General features: G+C 71.1%; 11 protein-coding genes. 9 read left to right on the top strand and 2 right to left on the bottom strand.

Annotation, left to right across the window (positions count from 1 at the left end; translation table 11 throughout):
- The first annotated feature begins 44 nt into the window (after positions 1 to 44).
- From G6G98_RS09030 to G6G98_RS08990, 9 genes are all read left to right on the top strand, one after another.
- Positions 45 to 1586 (top strand): Re/Si-specific NAD(P)(+) transhydrogenase subunit alpha, encoded by a 1542-nt coding sequence (locus G6G98_RS09030; protein WP_164234788.1) that lies wholly within the window; start codon positions 45 to 47, stop codon positions 1584 to 1586.
- On the top strand, positions 1583 to 2980 hold the full coding sequence (gene pntB, locus G6G98_RS09025) for a Re/Si-specific NAD(P)(+) transhydrogenase subunit beta (RefSeq protein WP_164234787.1): 1398 nt from the start codon (positions 1583 to 1585) through the stop codon (positions 2978 to 2980). Before G6G98_RS09030 ends, pntB begins: the two co-directional genes overlap by 4 nt.
- A gap of 48 nt (positions 2981 to 3028) precedes the next feature.
- On the top strand, positions 3029 to 6700 hold the full coding sequence (locus G6G98_RS09020) for a proline dehydrogenase family protein (protein ID WP_164234786.1): 3672 nt from the start codon (positions 3029 to 3031) through the stop codon (positions 6698 to 6700).
- Between the two features lie 119 nt (positions 6701 to 6819).
- A complete protein-coding gene (locus G6G98_RS09015) occupies positions 6820 to 7284 on the top strand; it encodes a hypothetical protein (RefSeq protein ID WP_243842067.1) in 465 nt (154 codons plus the stop codon).
- Entirely contained in the window at positions 7284 to 7499 is a 216-nt protein-coding gene (locus tag G6G98_RS09010; RefSeq protein WP_067355355.1) for a helix-turn-helix transcriptional regulator, read from the top strand. The genes G6G98_RS09015 and G6G98_RS09010 overlap by 1 nt, the downstream gene beginning before the upstream one ends.
- Before the next feature lies 1 nt (position 7500).
- Positions 7501 to 8496: an NAD(P)-dependent alcohol dehydrogenase gene (locus G6G98_RS09005; RefSeq protein WP_084788398.1), complete on the top strand. Its 996-nt coding sequence runs from the start codon at positions 7501 to 7503 to the stop codon at positions 8494 to 8496.
- Positions 8497 to 8762: 266 nt separating this feature from the next.
- Entirely contained in the window at positions 8763 to 9641 is an 879-nt protein-coding gene (ddaH, locus tag G6G98_RS09000; RefSeq protein ID WP_164234785.1) for a dimethylargininase, read from the top strand.
- Positions 9638 to 10855, top strand: a complete 1218-nt coding sequence (rocD, locus tag G6G98_RS08995) for an ornithine--oxo-acid transaminase (protein ID WP_067355360.1) — start codon at positions 9638 to 9640, stop codon at positions 10853 to 10855. Before ddaH ends, rocD begins: the two co-directional genes overlap by 4 nt.
- Positions 10856 to 10970: 115 nt before the next feature.
- The gene (locus G6G98_RS08990) at positions 10971 to 11564 is read left to right on the top strand and encodes a hypothetical protein (RefSeq protein ID WP_164234784.1); all 594 of its coding nucleotides are present in this window, start codon (positions 10971 to 10973) and stop codon (positions 11562 to 11564) included.
- 7 nt (positions 11565 to 11571) lie between these two features.
- Here the strand turns inward: G6G98_RS08990 and G6G98_RS08985 are convergent, their stop codons facing one another.
- Positions 11572 to 11904 carry a hypothetical protein gene (locus G6G98_RS08985; protein WP_164234730.1) on the bottom strand — a complete coding sequence of 111 codons (333 nt, stop codon included), beginning with the start codon at positions 11902 to 11904 and terminating at the stop codon, positions 11572 to 11574.
- Between the two features lie 60 nt (positions 11905 to 11964).
- On the bottom strand, positions 11965 to 13848 hold the full coding sequence (locus G6G98_RS08980; protein WP_164234783.1) for a BCCT family transporter: 1884 nt from the start codon (positions 13846 to 13848) through the stop codon (positions 11965 to 11967).
- Positions 13849 to 13880: the final 32 nt, after the last annotated feature.

Genomic DNA, 13880 nt, shown 5'->3' with positions numbered 1-13880 from the left:
CGTCTGAGAACACAACAGCGTGCAGGCGGGTAGAGGAGGTTGCATTGGCAGTCATCGGTATCGTGCGCGAGCCTGCGGGCGAGGCGCGCGTCTCAGCCACTCCGGCGACGATCGCGTCGCTGCGGAAGCTGGGTCATGAAGTGGTCGTGGAGCGGGGCGCGGGTTCCGCCGCCTCCTACCCCGACGAGGCCTACGAGGCGGCAGGGGCCGCCGTCGTCGACCGTGCGCAGGCATGGGGCAGCGAGATCGTACTCGCCATCACCGCGCCAGGAGCGGACGAGATCGCGCTGCTCAGGGACGGCGCGACGATCGTCGCCCTGCTGTCCCCGGCACTGCGTCCCGACCTGGTGGAGTCGCTCGCCCAGCGGGGCATCACTGCGCTCGCCCTCGACGCCGTGCCGCGCATCTCGCGTGCGCAATCGATGGACGTGCTGAGCTCGATGGCGAACATCGCCGGCTACCGCGCGGTCGTCGAGGCCGCGCACGAGTTCGGCAGGTTCTTCACCGGACAGGTCACCGCGGCGGGCAAGGTCCCGCCGGCCAAGGTGCTCGTCGCGGGCGCCGGCGTCGCCGGACTCGCAGCGATCGGTGCGGCATCCAGCCTCGGCGCGATCGTCCGCGCCACCGACCCGCGCCCCGAGGTCGCCGACCAGGTGAAGTCCATCGGCGGTGAGTACCTCGCCGTCGACGTCGCCGTGGAGAAGTCCACCGACGGCTACGCGAAGGCGACGAGCGAGGACTACGACCGTCGCGCCGCGAAGATCTACACCGAGCAGGCGGCCGACGTCGACATCATCATCACCACCGCCCTCATCCCTGGACGCGCGGCGCCCCGCCTCATCACGGCATCCGACGTCGCGCAGATGAAGCCCGGCAGCGTGATCGTCGACATGGCTGCCGGCCAGGGCGGCAACGTCGAGGGCTCCGTCGCCGGAGAGCGCGTCGTCACCGACAACGGCGTGATCATCCTCGGCTACACCGACCTCGCGTCCCGCCTTGCCGCCCAGGCCTCGCAGCTGTACGGCACGAACCTGGCGAACCTCATCGCGCTGCTGACACCCGCGAAGGACGGCGCGCTCACGATCGACTTCGACGACGTCGTGCAGCGCTCCGTCACCGTGGTGCGGGACGGCGAGGTCACCTGGCCACCGCCCCCGGTGCAGGTGGCTGCCGCGCCGGCGCCCGCCGCCGCAGCATCCGCTCCGGTGGAGATCCCGCCGAAGAAGACGATGCCCGCCGGTCGCAAGGCGCTGCTCGTCGTGCTCGGCATCGCCGCGCTGTTCGCCGTCAACGCGTTCGCGCCCGCGCCGCTGCCGCAGCACTTCACGGTGCTCGTGCTGTCGGTCGTGATCGGCTTCTACGTCATCGGCAAGGTGCACCACGCCCTGCACACGCCGCTCATGTCGGTCACCAACGCCATCTCCGGCGTGATCGTCGTCGGCGCGATGCTGCAGATCACCGACCCGAACCCGGTCGTGCAGGTGCTCGCGGCGATCGCGGTGCTGCTCGCGTCCATCAACATCTTCGGAGGCTTCGCGGTCACCAGGCGAATGCTCGCCATGTTCACGAAGGGAGCCGGCAAGTGACCGTCGACGCGCTCGCGGGCGCGGCGTACATCGTCGCGGCCCTGCTGTTCATCCTCAGCCTCGCCGGGCTCAGCCGGCACGAGTCGGCCCGCTCGGGCGTGCTCTTCGGCATCTCCGGCATGACGATCGCCCTGCTCGCGACGATCGGTCTCACCGTCGCGAACGCCTGGACCACGGGCGCCTTCCTCGGCCTCGGGCTGCTCGTCGTCGTGATCGCCGTCGGCGCCGCGATCGGCCTCTGGCGTGCCAGGGTCGTCGAGATGACCGGGATGCCGGAGCTCATCGCCCTGCTGCACAGCTTCGTCGGCCTCGCCGCCGTCCTCGTCGGCTGGAACGGCTATCTCGCGCACCCGGAGATCCCGGCCGAGCTCGCCGGCATCCACAACGCCGAGGTGTTCATCGGCATCTTCATCGGCGGCGTCACCTTCACCGGCTCGATCGTGGCCTACCTGAAGCTCTCCGCGAAGATCTCGTCGAAGCCGCTGATGCTGCCGGGCAAGAACGTGCTGAACGTGCTCGCCCTGGTCGCGTTCCTCGTGCTCACGGTGTGGTTCGTGATCGACCAGCAGCTCGGGCTGCTCGTCGCGGTCACGCTGCTGTCGTTCGCCCTGGGCTGGCACCTGGTCGCCTCGATCGGCGGCGGCGACATGCCCGTCGTCGTGTCGATGCTGAACAGCTACTCCGGCTGGGCGGCAGCGGCCGCCGGCTTCCTTCTGAACAACGACCTGCTCATCGTCACTGGAGCACTCGTCGGCTCCTCGGGTGCCTACCTCTCCTATGTGATGTGCAAGGCGATGAACCGGTCGTTCCTCTCCGTCATCGCCGGTGGGTTCGGCATCGTCGCCCAGGCGTCGTCGGATGCCGAGGACGGCGAGCACCGCGAGATCACCGCCGAAGGCGCGGCCGAGATGCTCACGGCCGCGAAGAGCGTCGTGATCACCCCCGGCTACGGCATGGCCGTCGCGCACGCGCAGTATCCGGTCGCCGACCTGGTGAGCCGGCTGCGCGAGCGGGGCGTGGACGTGCGCTTCGGCATCCACCCTGTCGCCGGCCGCCTCCCCGGGCACATGAACGTGCTCCTCGCCGAGGCGAAGGTGCCGTACGACATCGTGCTGAGCATGGAGGAGGTCAACGACGATCTCGCGTCGACCTCCGTCGTGCTGGTCATCGGCGCGAACGACACGGTCAACCCCGCCGCCGCGGAGGACCCGGGCAGCCCCATCGCCGGCATGCCCGTGCTGCGGGTGTGGGAGGCGGAGAACGTGATCGTGTTCAAGCGCTCCATGGCCGCCGGCTATGCGGGCGTGCAGAACCCGCTCTTCTTCCGCGACAACGCGCAGATGCTGTTCGGCGACGCGAAGCAGAAGGTGGAGGACATCATCGCGGCCCTCTGACCGCGGGGCGCGGTCCGTCGGTGAGGGCGGCGATCTAGGCTGAGCATCATGGCAGAGTCGTCGTCCTCTCCGGATGCCGCGGCATCCGCTCCTCTTGCGCAGCGCGCGGTCGAACTCGCCCGCCGCTGGGTGACCGAGGCGGCAGCCGCGGAGGTGGATCCCGCTGCCGAGCGTCTCGCCGGCGTGCTCCGGGACCCCGACGGCCTGCCCTTCACTCTCGGCTTCGTCGACGGCGTGATGCGCCCGGAGAGCCTGGGGGCCGCGGCATCCAGACTCCACCGCATCGCGCCGATCGTGCCGGAGTTCCTGCCCTGGTACCTGCGTGGCGCCGTCCGCCTCGGTGGCGGCGTCGCGCCGGCGCTGCCGACGCCCGTGGTGCCCATCGCCCGGAAGGTGCTCCGCGAGATGGTCGGGCACCTCGTGGTCGACGCCCGGCCGGCGAAGCTCGGACCGGCGATCGAGAAGCTCCGCGAGTCCGGCGCCCGCTTGAACCTCAACCTCCTCGGTGAGGCCGTGCTCGGCGAGGCCGAGGCGAAGCGGCGCCTCGACGGCATCCACGAGCTGATCCGCCGGCCCGACGTCGACTACGTGTCCGTCAAGGTCTCCGCCATCATCAGCCGCATCTCCATGTGGGCGTTCGACGAGGTGGTGGATGCCGTGGTCGACCGGCTCCTTCCGCTGTACCTCACCGCCTCCACCGAGGGCACCTTCATCAACCTCGACATGGAGGAGTACCGCGACCTCGACCTGACGATCGCGGTCTTCACGCGCATCCTCGAGGATCCGCGCCTGACCGGCCTCGAAGCGGGGATCGTGCTGCAGGCCTACCTGCCCGACGCGCTCCCCGCCCTGCAGGAGCTCACCGCGTGGGCGGACGACCGGGTCCTGCACGGCGGCGCTCCGATCAAGGTGCGCCTGGTCAAGGGCGCCAACCTCGCCATGGAGCGGGTCGAGGCGACCATGCACGGCTGGACGCCCGCGACCTACGACACGAAGCTCGACACCGACGCGAACTACCTGCGCTGCCTGGACTGGGCGCTGCGCCCCGAGCACACCCGCGCGGTGCGGATCGGCATCGCCGGGCACAACCTCTTCGGCATCGCCCACGCCTGGCTGCTCGCGGGCGAGCGCGGCGTCCGCGATGCGATCGAGTTCGAGATGCTGCTCGGCATGGCCCAGGGGCAGGTGCAGGCGGTGTCACGCGAGGTCGGCCCGGTGCTGCTCTACGTCCCCGTGGTGAAGCCCGCCGAGTTCGACGTCGCCATCAGCTATCTGGTGCGCCGGCTCGAGGAGACCGCCTCTCCCGACAACTTCCTCTCCGTGGCCTTCCAGCTCGACGAGGACGAGCGGCTCCTGGTCCGTGAGGAGGACCGCTTCCTCGACGCCCTCGACCGCTCGGTCTCGCCGACGCTGCGGACGGGGCCGCGACGCACGCAGAACCGGCTGGCACCCGTGCACGAATCGGTGCGCCCGCTGCCGGCCGCCCCGGCGGAGGAGCAGCAGCTCACGCAGGCGGTGCTCGGCATCACCCGCGGCTCCGACGAGCCGGACTCCTTCCTCGAGACCGCCGTCTACTCGGACCGCGAGCTCACGCACCCGGCGGGCGAGCCGGAAGCCGGCGGCGCGCCGGGCTTCGCCAACGCCGCGGACAGCGACCCGGCCCTGCCGGCGAACCGCGACTGGGCACGGTCGGTGCGGGCGCGGATCGCGGAATCGACCGCGGGAGATGCGACTCTCGCCGCGGCGAGGATCGACGACGCCTCCGCGCTCGACGCCGTGATCGCGCGCGTCAGGGACGGCGGGTCGCGCTGGGGCGCACGTCCCGCGGCAGAGCGGGCCGCGATCCTCCTGCGGGCTTCGGCTGCCCTCGAGTCGCGCCGTGGCGAGCTCATCGAGGTCTCGGCGTCCGAGACCGGCAAGGTGTTCGCCGAGGCCGACGTCGAGGTCAGCGAGGCGGTCGATTTCGCCCGCTACTACGCCGCGAAGGCTCAGGAGCTGGATGCGGTCTCCGGCGCGACCTTCGTGCCGGCACGGGTGACCGTCGTCACTCCGCCGTGGAACTTCCCGATCGCGATCCCCGCCGGTGGCGTGCTGGCCGCGCTCGCCGCGGGATCGGGTGTCGTGCTGAAGCCCGCGCACCAGGCCCGCCGCTGCGCAGCGGTGCTCGCCGAGGCGCTGTGGCAGGCGGGAGTGCCGCGCGAGGCGCTGGCCCTCGCGGCGCCGGCGCGGGAGCTCGGACGCCGCCTCATCACGCACGAGGCGGTGGACCGGGTCATCCTCACCGGGTCCTGGGAGACGGCTGCGATGTTCCGCTCCTGGCGGCCCGACCTGCCGCTCCTCGCCGAGACGAGCGGCAAGAACGCGATGATCATCACGCCCTCCGCGGATCTCGACCTCGCGGTCTCCGATCTCGTGCGCGGCGCCTTCGGGCACGCCGGGCAGAAGTGCTCGGCCGCCTCCCTCGCGATCCTCGTCGGTCCGGTCGGGCGCTCCCCGCGGTTCGCCCGGCAGCTCGCGGATGCCGTCCGCTCGCTGCACATCGGCTGGCCCACGGACCCGCTCGCGGAGGTGGGTCCGGTGATCGAGAAGCCGCAGGGCAAGCTCGCCTGGGCGCTCACAGAGCTCGAGGGGGACGAGCGCTGGCTCATCCGGCCGCGGCTCGTCGGAGACGACCCCAGCGGGCGGCTCTGGAGCCCCGGCATCCGCGTCGGCGTCCAGCCGGGCTCCCGCTTCCACCAGGAGGAGTTCTTCGGCCCCGTGCTCGGCGTGATCCACGCGCCCACGCTGGCACGTGCGATCGAGATCCAGAACGCCGTCCCCTACGGGCTCACCGCCGGGCTGCACACGCAGGACCCCGACGAGCTGGCGCTCTGGCTCGACCGCGTGCAGGCCGGCAACCTCTACGTCAACCGCGGCATCACGGGCGCGATCGTGCAGCGCCAGCCGTTCGGCGGGTGGAAGCGCTCCTCAGTCGGTCCCGGGGCGAAGGCCGGCGGGCCGAACCACCTCATCGGGCTCGGTTCCTGGCGCGCGCAGCAGGCGGGACCGGTGTCCAGCACGCTGCACCTGCGGGGCCTGGACTCGCGGATCACGGCTCTCATCGAGGCGGCTCAGCCGTCGCTCGACTACGAGGGCTTCGAGTGGCTGCGCCGCTCTGCGCTGTCGGATGCTCTTGCCTGGGACCGCGAGTTCGGGCAGGTCCGCGACGTCTCGCAGCTCGGCGTGGAGCGCAACCTGTTCCGCTACCGCCCGGTGCCGGTGGCGATCAGGGCCACGGCGGATGCCTCGTGGCGGGAGCTGCTGCGCATCGTGATCGCCGCGGTGCGCTCCGGCGCCGCGTTCACGGTGTCGACGCCGGTCGGGCTGCCGGCGGAGGTCCGGCATGCACTCACCGGGGTCGGCGCCGCCGTCTTCCTGGAGACCGATGAGGAGTGGATCGAGCGGATGCGGCACCACGCCGACCCGCCCCCGCAGGACGGCGAGCCGACGCCGCCCGCGCCGGTGCAGCGCGCGCGGCTCGTCGGCCCGCGGGACTCCGTCGCCGCCCTGCACCATGCACTCGCCGAGGCGGTCGGCGGCGACCCCGACCTCGCGGTCTACGACGGCGAGGTGACGTCGGCCGGCCGCATCGAGCTGCTGCCGTTCGTGCACGAGCAGTCGATCACGATCACCGCGCACCGGTACGGCAACCCCGACGACTGGAGCGCCGCCGTCATCTGACCCGCTCCGGTCGCACTTCGGCACGGTCATGTCCCGTCGCACCGTGCCGAACTGCGACCGGAACGCGGGCGAATGTAAAGAATTCTTGACACAGCGGATGCCGCGACGTACGCTGGCCCATGTCAAGAATCCTTTACATGGGAGGCGTCATGGTCTACGAGGAGCGCAATGCGTGGACGGGGCTCGTCCTCAGCGTGATCGCGATGACGGCGTACGTCGTCCTCGTCCTGCAGCAGGCGGACGGCGGGCCGCTCACGGCGGTCGACTGGTTCCCCCTCATGCTGTGGACGATCGGCATCGGCATCGCGGCCACCATCGTCACGACGATCCTGTGGGGGATCGCCGCGGGCATGCGCGACCCCGACGGCGCGACCCGATCCGACATCCGGGACCGCGACATCAGCCGGATGGGCGGCCGCGTCGAGCAGGCCTTCGTCGCGATCGCCGGAATCGGCGTGATCGTCCTCTGCGCGGTCGGCGCCGACGTGTTCTGGATCGCGAACACCATGTTCTTCGGCTTCGGGGTCTCGGCGGTCGTCGGAGGCATCGCACGGGTCATCGCCTACCGCCGGGGGCTTGTCTGATGGTCAAGCCCACCCTCGTCTCGAACAGCATCCGCGCCCATCGCGAGGCGGCGGGCCTCACCCAGGCCGAGCTCGCCCGCACGATCGGCGTGACCAGGCAGACCCTCATCGCGATCGAGCAGCAGAAGTACTCGCCGACGCTCGAGCTCGCGTTCCAGATCGCCCGCGCCTTCGGCCTCGGGATCGACGACCTCTTCGAGTACCCGGAGGTGTGACATGGCGGAGCTGATGCAGGCCTGGCGGAACGAGCGGTACGGATCCGCGTCCGGCGCAAGGCTGCACGAGATCCCGGTGCCCGAGCCGCGGCCGGGGGAGGTGCTCGTACGGGTGCGCGCGACGGCGCTGAACGCCGGCGACGTGCGTCTGATGCTCGGCGATCCGCTCCTCGTCCGTCCGGTCTTCGGCCTCACCCGTCCGAAGTATGCCGTGCGCGGAATGGACATCGCGGGTGAGATCGTCGCGGCGGGGGCGAACGCGATCGGCGTCGAGATCGGCGAGCAGGTGATCGGGGAGCTCTTCGGCGGCGGCGGGCTGGCCGAGTACGCGACCATCCCCGCCGAGCGCGTCGTTCCGGTGCCGCCCGGCGTCACCGCCGAGGCCGCGGCATGCCTCCCGGTCGCCGCGGGCACAGCGTGGCAGGCCCTGGACCTCGCCGGCGTCGGCGCCGGCTCTCCGACCCCCCGCGTGCTCGTGATCGGCGCCTCAGGGGGAGTGGGGACCTTCGCCGTCCAGCTCGCGGCCCTCCGCGGCGCCGAGGTCTGGGCGACCTGCGCCGCGCGGAACGCGGCCGTCGTCGAACGCCTCGGGGCGGTGCGCACACTGGACCATCGCCGGGAGCCGCTCTCCGCCATCCCCGGCGGTCGCTTCGACGCCGTGATCGACATCGCCGGCGGCATCGCGCTGCGCGACCTGCGCCGCCTCACCGCCCCTGGCGGCGCGGTGGTCCTCGTGACGGGCGACGGCGGTCACATCCTCGGTCCGGTGCCGCGGATGCTGAAGGCCGCATTCCTCTCGCTCACGCCGGGACCGCGCATCCGCCCTCTCACCGCCGCGAGCAGGCCCGAGGTGCTGACCCGGCTGCTCGAGCTCCTCTCCGAGGGGCGCATCGCGCCCGTGATCGCGCAGGAGTACCCGTTCGCCGAGGCATCCGCCGCCCTCGCCCGCCTCGAGGACGGCCACGTCGTCGGCAAGCTGGTGGTACGGGGCACCTGACCCGACGTTCCGGTCGCAGTCCGCGCCGGTGTGCGGCTGCCGCACCGTGCTGAAGTGCGACCGGAGCGGATACCGGAGCGAGGCGAGCCGAGCAGCGGCGGCAGGGCGGGGGCGCGTTCTCTGGCGAGGCACAGGGGCGGATGACAGAATGGATGCCGGCGTGCCCGTGTCGCATCTTCCCCGCATCCTTCTCGAGAGAATGAGGACGGGCGAAGGACCGCCGGGCCCCTGGACAGCGTCCGCCGCATCCGTTCCGAGGAGCATCCATGTCGACGCCCGAGACGTCCGTCACCCCTGTGCCCGCGCGCACGGCGCACCACCGCCGCTACCTGATGTGCAAGCCGGAGCACTTCACGGTGAGCTACACGATCAACCCGTGGATGGAGCCGGCCAAGCCGACCGACACCGCCAAGGCCGTCGCGCAGTGGCAGAAGCTGCACGACCTGTACCTCGAGCTCGGCCACGAGGTCGAGCTCATCGAGCCGCTCGCGGGCTACCCGGACATGGTCTACACCGCCAACGGCGGCTTCCTCATCGACGGCCGTGCGTACGTGCCGAAGTTCCGCTTCGAGGAGCGCGCCGGCGAGGCTCCCGCCTTCGCCGACTGGTTCCGCGCCGCCGGCTACGACACCGTCCTCCCGGAAGAGGTCAACGAGGGCGAGGGCGACTTCCTGCTCGTCGGCGACGTCATCCTCGCCGGCACCGGCTTCCGCTCCACCGGCGACAGCCACCGCGAGGTGGGCGAGGTCTTCGGCCGCGAGGTCGTCTCGCTGAACCTCGTCGACCCGCGGTTCTACCACCTCGACACCGCGATCGCCGTGCTCGACCCGGTGCAGGGCGTGGAGAACGGCGGCCCCGAGCACGCCAACATCGCCTACCTCCCCGGCGCCTTCGACGACGCCAGCCGCGCGATCCTCGAGGAGCGATTCCCCGACGCGATCCTCGTGTCCGACGAGGACGGCGCCGTCTTCGGCCTGAACTCCGCCAGCGACGGCTACAACGTCATCATCTCGCCGCGCGCCAAGGGCTTCGAGAAGCAGCTCCGCGAGCGCGGATACAACCCGATCCTCGTCGACCTCTCCGAGCTCCTCCTCGGCGGCGGCGGCATCAAGTGCTGCACCCTCGAGCTGCGGGGTGCGAAGTGACGACGGCCCTTCGGCAGGCTCAGGGACCGGACGAGGTCGTCGCCGAGCCGCACGTCGCCCACAACTACCACCCGCTGCCGGTCATCATCGCGCGCGGGGAGGGCGCCTGGGTGACGGACGTCGAGGGCAGGCGCTACCTCGACCTGCTCGCCGCCTACTCGGCCGTGAACTTCGGCCACCGGCATCCGGCTCTGGTCGCCGCGCTCACCGAGCAGCTCGGCCGCGTCACCCTCACCAGCCGCGCGTTCATGAGCGACCGGCTGGAGCCGTTCGCCGCGGCGCTCGCGGAGCTGGCTGGCAAGGACATGGTCCTGCCGATGAACACCGGCGCCGAGGCCGTCGAGACCGGCATCAAGGTCGCGCGCGCCTGGGGCTACCGGGTCAAGGGCATCGCCGACGGCAAGGCGCGCATCGTCGTCGCCGCAGGCAACTTCCACGGCCGCACCACGACGATCGTCAGCTTCAGCGACGACGAGCAGGCCAGGGCCGGCTTCGGCCCCTACACGCCCGGGTTCGACGTCGTCCCCTATGGGGACGCGGATGCCGTCGCCGCGGCGATCACCGACGACACCGCCGCCGTGCTGATCGAGCCGATCCAGGGCGAGGGCGGCGTGATCATCCCGCCGGAGGGCTACCTCCGCCGCATCCGCGAGATCTGCGACGAGCGCCGTGTGCTCTTCATCGCCGACGAGATCCAGTCCGGCCTCGGCCGGGTGGGCGAGACCTTCGCATGCGACCGGGAGGGCGTCGTGCCCGACCTGTACCTGCTGGGCAAGGCGCTCGGCGGCGGCATCCTGCCGGTCTCCGCCGTGGTCGGCGACCGTGACGTCCTCGGCGTGATCCAGCCGGGTGAGCACGGGTCGACCTTCGGCGGCAACCCCCTCGCCGCAGCCGTCGGCCTCCGGGTCGTCGAGATGCTCGAGACCGGCGAGTTCCAGGAGCGCGCCCGCGCGCTCGGCGAGCACCTCGCCCAGGCGCTGCAGCCCCTGATCGGCCACGGCGTCACGGCGGTGCGCATCGCCGGCCTCTGGGCGGGCGTCGACATCGACCCCGCGCTCGGAACCGGGCGGCAGATCGCGGAGAAGCTCCTCGAGCGCGGCGTTCTCGTGAAGGACACCCACGGCCAGACCATCCGCATCGCCCCGCCCCTGGTGATCCGGGCGACCGAGCTCGACTGGGCGGTCGAGCAGCTGAGGGTGGTCCTCGGCGCCTGATCCCCGATCCGGACCCGTGCGGGGTCAGAAGTGCACGTGATGAGCCGTCAGAGCGTGCACTTCTGGCCCCGCATCGTTTCGCGAGCCCGACGCTAGGCTGAGGGCGGGGGGAGACATGACAGAGCACGCACTACCGGCCGGCCCGCGGGAACCGGGCATCCACCTGTTCGCCTGGCGCCTGTGGTGGTGGATGAGCTGGCTCCTGCCGGCGCTGTTCGTGTTCGGCGGGTTCTTCAGCGGCGGCGGCTGGATCGCCTTCGCGCTGCTGCTGTTCTCCTGGATCATCCTCCCGATCGCCGGTCTGCTCGGGATGTTGCCGCAGATCGTCCTCCGCAGGCGCGGATACCGGTCCACCCCGGGCCCTGTCACCTCGCTGCTGTTCCTGAACTGGTGGAGCTGGCTCGCGATGGTGGTCTCCCTCACGGACTTCGGCGACACCGGCGAGACCACGTCGTTCGTGCGGACCACGCTCGGACTGCCGATCACGGAGACGGGCGAGCAGGTGATCTTCGTGATCGCCGTGTTCTTCGCGATCCTCTCGTGGATCGCCGTGCTGGTCCTCTCCTTCACCGTGCGCAGGGCGGATGCCGACGGCGTGCCCGCCGCACGGTGGACGCCGCTGGCGTGGGCGACTGCGTTCGGCGCGCCGGCGCTGCTGGTGCTCGGCATCGCCGTCGGCTCACTGGCGGGCGCGGCCGGCGCGGCCTGAGCCGACCTCAGGCAGGCGGGTCGTCGGGGTCGAGCGTCTTGAGAGTGTCGTCTTCGACGGCGTTGTCGGAATCGAGCTGCTCCTCAGTCGTCTCGTCGCCGCCGAGCGGGGAATCCTGCCGCTCTCCGGGTTCCCCGGACTCTCCGGGCACGCCGTCAGGGGCGCTGTTGTGCTCGGGGATCTCCTCGGGATCCCCGGTGTGGCCGCCGCGGGTGGCGTCGCCGGAACCCTCTGCGGGTTCCTCGGGGTGCGGAGTGCGGTGCCCGAGTGAGTCTCCGCCACCGGCTGCGCCTTCTGCGGGCTCTTCGGGGTGCGGGGTGCGGTCCATGTTCTCGTCCATGAGGCGACGCTACGGCGAGGTGATCGTGCGCGTCAGGGGATTGACATCTCCCGCACCCCGTCACCGGGGCAGCAGCGGGGGCTCGTCCTCGCCGTGCGCGGGGATGTCGGCGTCGTCGTGCGCCGACAGCTCGTCGGAGGACACCAGCTCGTCGACGTCGAGCGTCGCCGGCCCGGCATCCGATCGCGCCTCCTCCGACAGCACCTGCGGGCGGACGCGCGCCGGACTCGCCGGGGCCACCGGCATCCGGAACCTGCGCTGCAGCTGGCGCATCCACCGGGGCTGCGCGCCGAGGATGCCGCGCTCGTCATGCGATTCGACCTCCAGGCCGTAGTACTCGCCGATGCGATCGATCAGCTGCGCACGCTGAGCGCGGGCGTAGGCGCGGCGCTCGCGGATGAAGGCCAGCGTCGTCGCCCAGCAGATCAGCAGCAGCACGAAGCTGAACGGGAGCGCGATCGTGATCGCGGCGGTCTGCAGCGCGGTGAGCCCGCCGGCGAGCAGCAGCGCGATGGCGAGGGCGGCCGTCACCAGGACGAAGAACGCGCGGATCCAGCGCTTCGGATTCTGCTGGCCGCCGGTCGCGATCATGCCCATGACCAGCGCGCCCGAGTCGGCCGAGGTGATGAAGAAGATGGCGATCAGCAGGAGCAGGCCGATGCTGATGATCGATGTGCCAGGGACGTGCTGCAGCAGCGCGAACAGGGCGCCCTGCAGATCGACCTTCCCATCGGAGGTGAGCGTGCCCGGATGCTCGAGCTCGATGGCCAGTGCCGAACCGCCGAGGACCGCGAACCAGAGGATGCCGAGCAGGGTCGGCACCAGGATGACGCCGGCGACGAACTCCCGCACCGTGCGCCCCTTGGAGATGCGGGCGATGAAGATGCCGACGAAAGGCGCCCAGGAGATCCACCAGCCCCAGTAGAACGAGGTCCATTGCGCCTGCCAGGCCTCGCCGGCCTCACCCTGGAAGGCGCTCACGTTGAAGGAGAGGCCGACGAAGTTCTGGATGTAATTGCCGATCGACTGCACGAAGTCGCGCAGCAGGAACTCGCTCGGTCCTGCGATCAGCAGATACAGCACCAGGAGTCCTGCCATGATCAGGTTCGCGTTCGACAGCCACTTCATGCCCTTGGTGACGCCGGAGAGCACGGACATCATGACGAAGACCGTGATGACGAGGATGATGATCACCTGCGTCGTCGCGTCGGGGTCGGCGATGCCGGCGGAGTCGAGGCCCGCGCTGATCTGCAGCACGCCGAGGCCCAGCGAGGTCGCCACGCCGAACAGCGTGCCGACCAGGGCGATCACGTCGATCGCGTGGCCCCAGCCGCCCTCGACGCTGCGGCCGAGAAGGGGTTCCAGCGTCCAGCGGATGGAGATCGGGCGGCGTCTGCGGTGGATCGCGTAGGCGAGGGCCAGGCCGATCACGACGTAGATGGACCAGGCATGCACACCCCAATGCAGATACGTCTGGCTCAGGGCCTGCTGTGCGAGCTGCTCCGGCGTGCCGGCGACGCCGGGGCGCGGGGAGACGAAATGGGTGAGCGGCTCGGCGACCCCGTAGAAGACCAGCCCGATGCCCATGCCCGCCGCGAACAGGAGGGAGAACCACGACATCAGCGAGAACTCGGGCTCGTCGTCGTCGCCGCCCAGCTTGATGTCGCCGAAACGGCTGAAGCCGAGGAAGAGGCTGAAGGCGACGAAGAACGCGGCGATCAGCACGTAATACCAGTTGAACGCGTTGACGATGCTCGTCTGCACCACCTGGAACAGGGACTCCGCGAGCTGGGGCGCCGCCAGCGTGAAGGTCACGAACACGGCGACCACGGCGGACGCCGGCCAGAACACCCAGCGCTGCACGGGCGGGAGGGATCGTCGTGACGCCGCGGCGCCGTCAGCGGGCGTTTCGGAATGCGAGGCGCTCAGATCCGGTTCGCTCATCCGACCACGCTAACGCCGGAGCGGGCCGGGCG

The sequence above is a fragment of the Microbacterium hydrocarbonoxydans genome (assembly GCF_011752045.1).
Classification (GTDB): domain Bacteria; phylum Actinomycetota; class Actinomycetes; order Actinomycetales; family Microbacteriaceae; genus Microbacterium.
The sequence above is the reverse complement of the archived record's forward strand: the minus strand, read 5'-3'. Positions and strand labels throughout refer to the sequence as shown.

Coding starts and splice junctions, on each gene's coding strand:
- G6G98_RS09010 (WP_067355355.1), top strand. CDS start 7,284: ATGGTCAAGCCCACCCTCGTCTCGAACAGCATCCGCGCCCATCGCGAG.
- G6G98_RS09020 (WP_164234786.1), top strand. CDS start 3,029: ATGGCAGAGTCGTCGTCCTCTCCGGATGCCGCGGCATCCGCTCCTCTT.
- G6G98_RS08980 (WP_164234783.1), bottom strand. CDS start 13,848: ATGAGCGAACCGGATCTGAGCGCCTCGCATTCCGAAACGCCCGCTGAC.
- ddaH (WP_164234785.1), top strand. CDS start 8,763: ATGTCGACGCCCGAGACGTCCGTCACCCCTGTGCCCGCGCGCACGGCG.
- G6G98_RS08985 (WP_164234730.1), bottom strand. CDS start 11,904: ATGGACGAGAACATGGACCGCACCCCGCACCCCGAAGAGCCCGCAGAA.
- G6G98_RS09005 (WP_084788398.1), top strand. CDS start 7,501: ATGGCGGAGCTGATGCAGGCCTGGCGGAACGAGCGGTACGGATCCGCG.
- G6G98_RS08990 (WP_164234784.1), top strand. CDS start 10,971: ATGACAGAGCACGCACTACCGGCCGGCCCGCGGGAACCGGGCATCCAC.
- G6G98_RS09015 (WP_243842067.1), top strand. CDS start 6,820: ATGTCAAGAATCCTTTACATGGGAGGCGTCATGGTCTACGAGGAGCGC.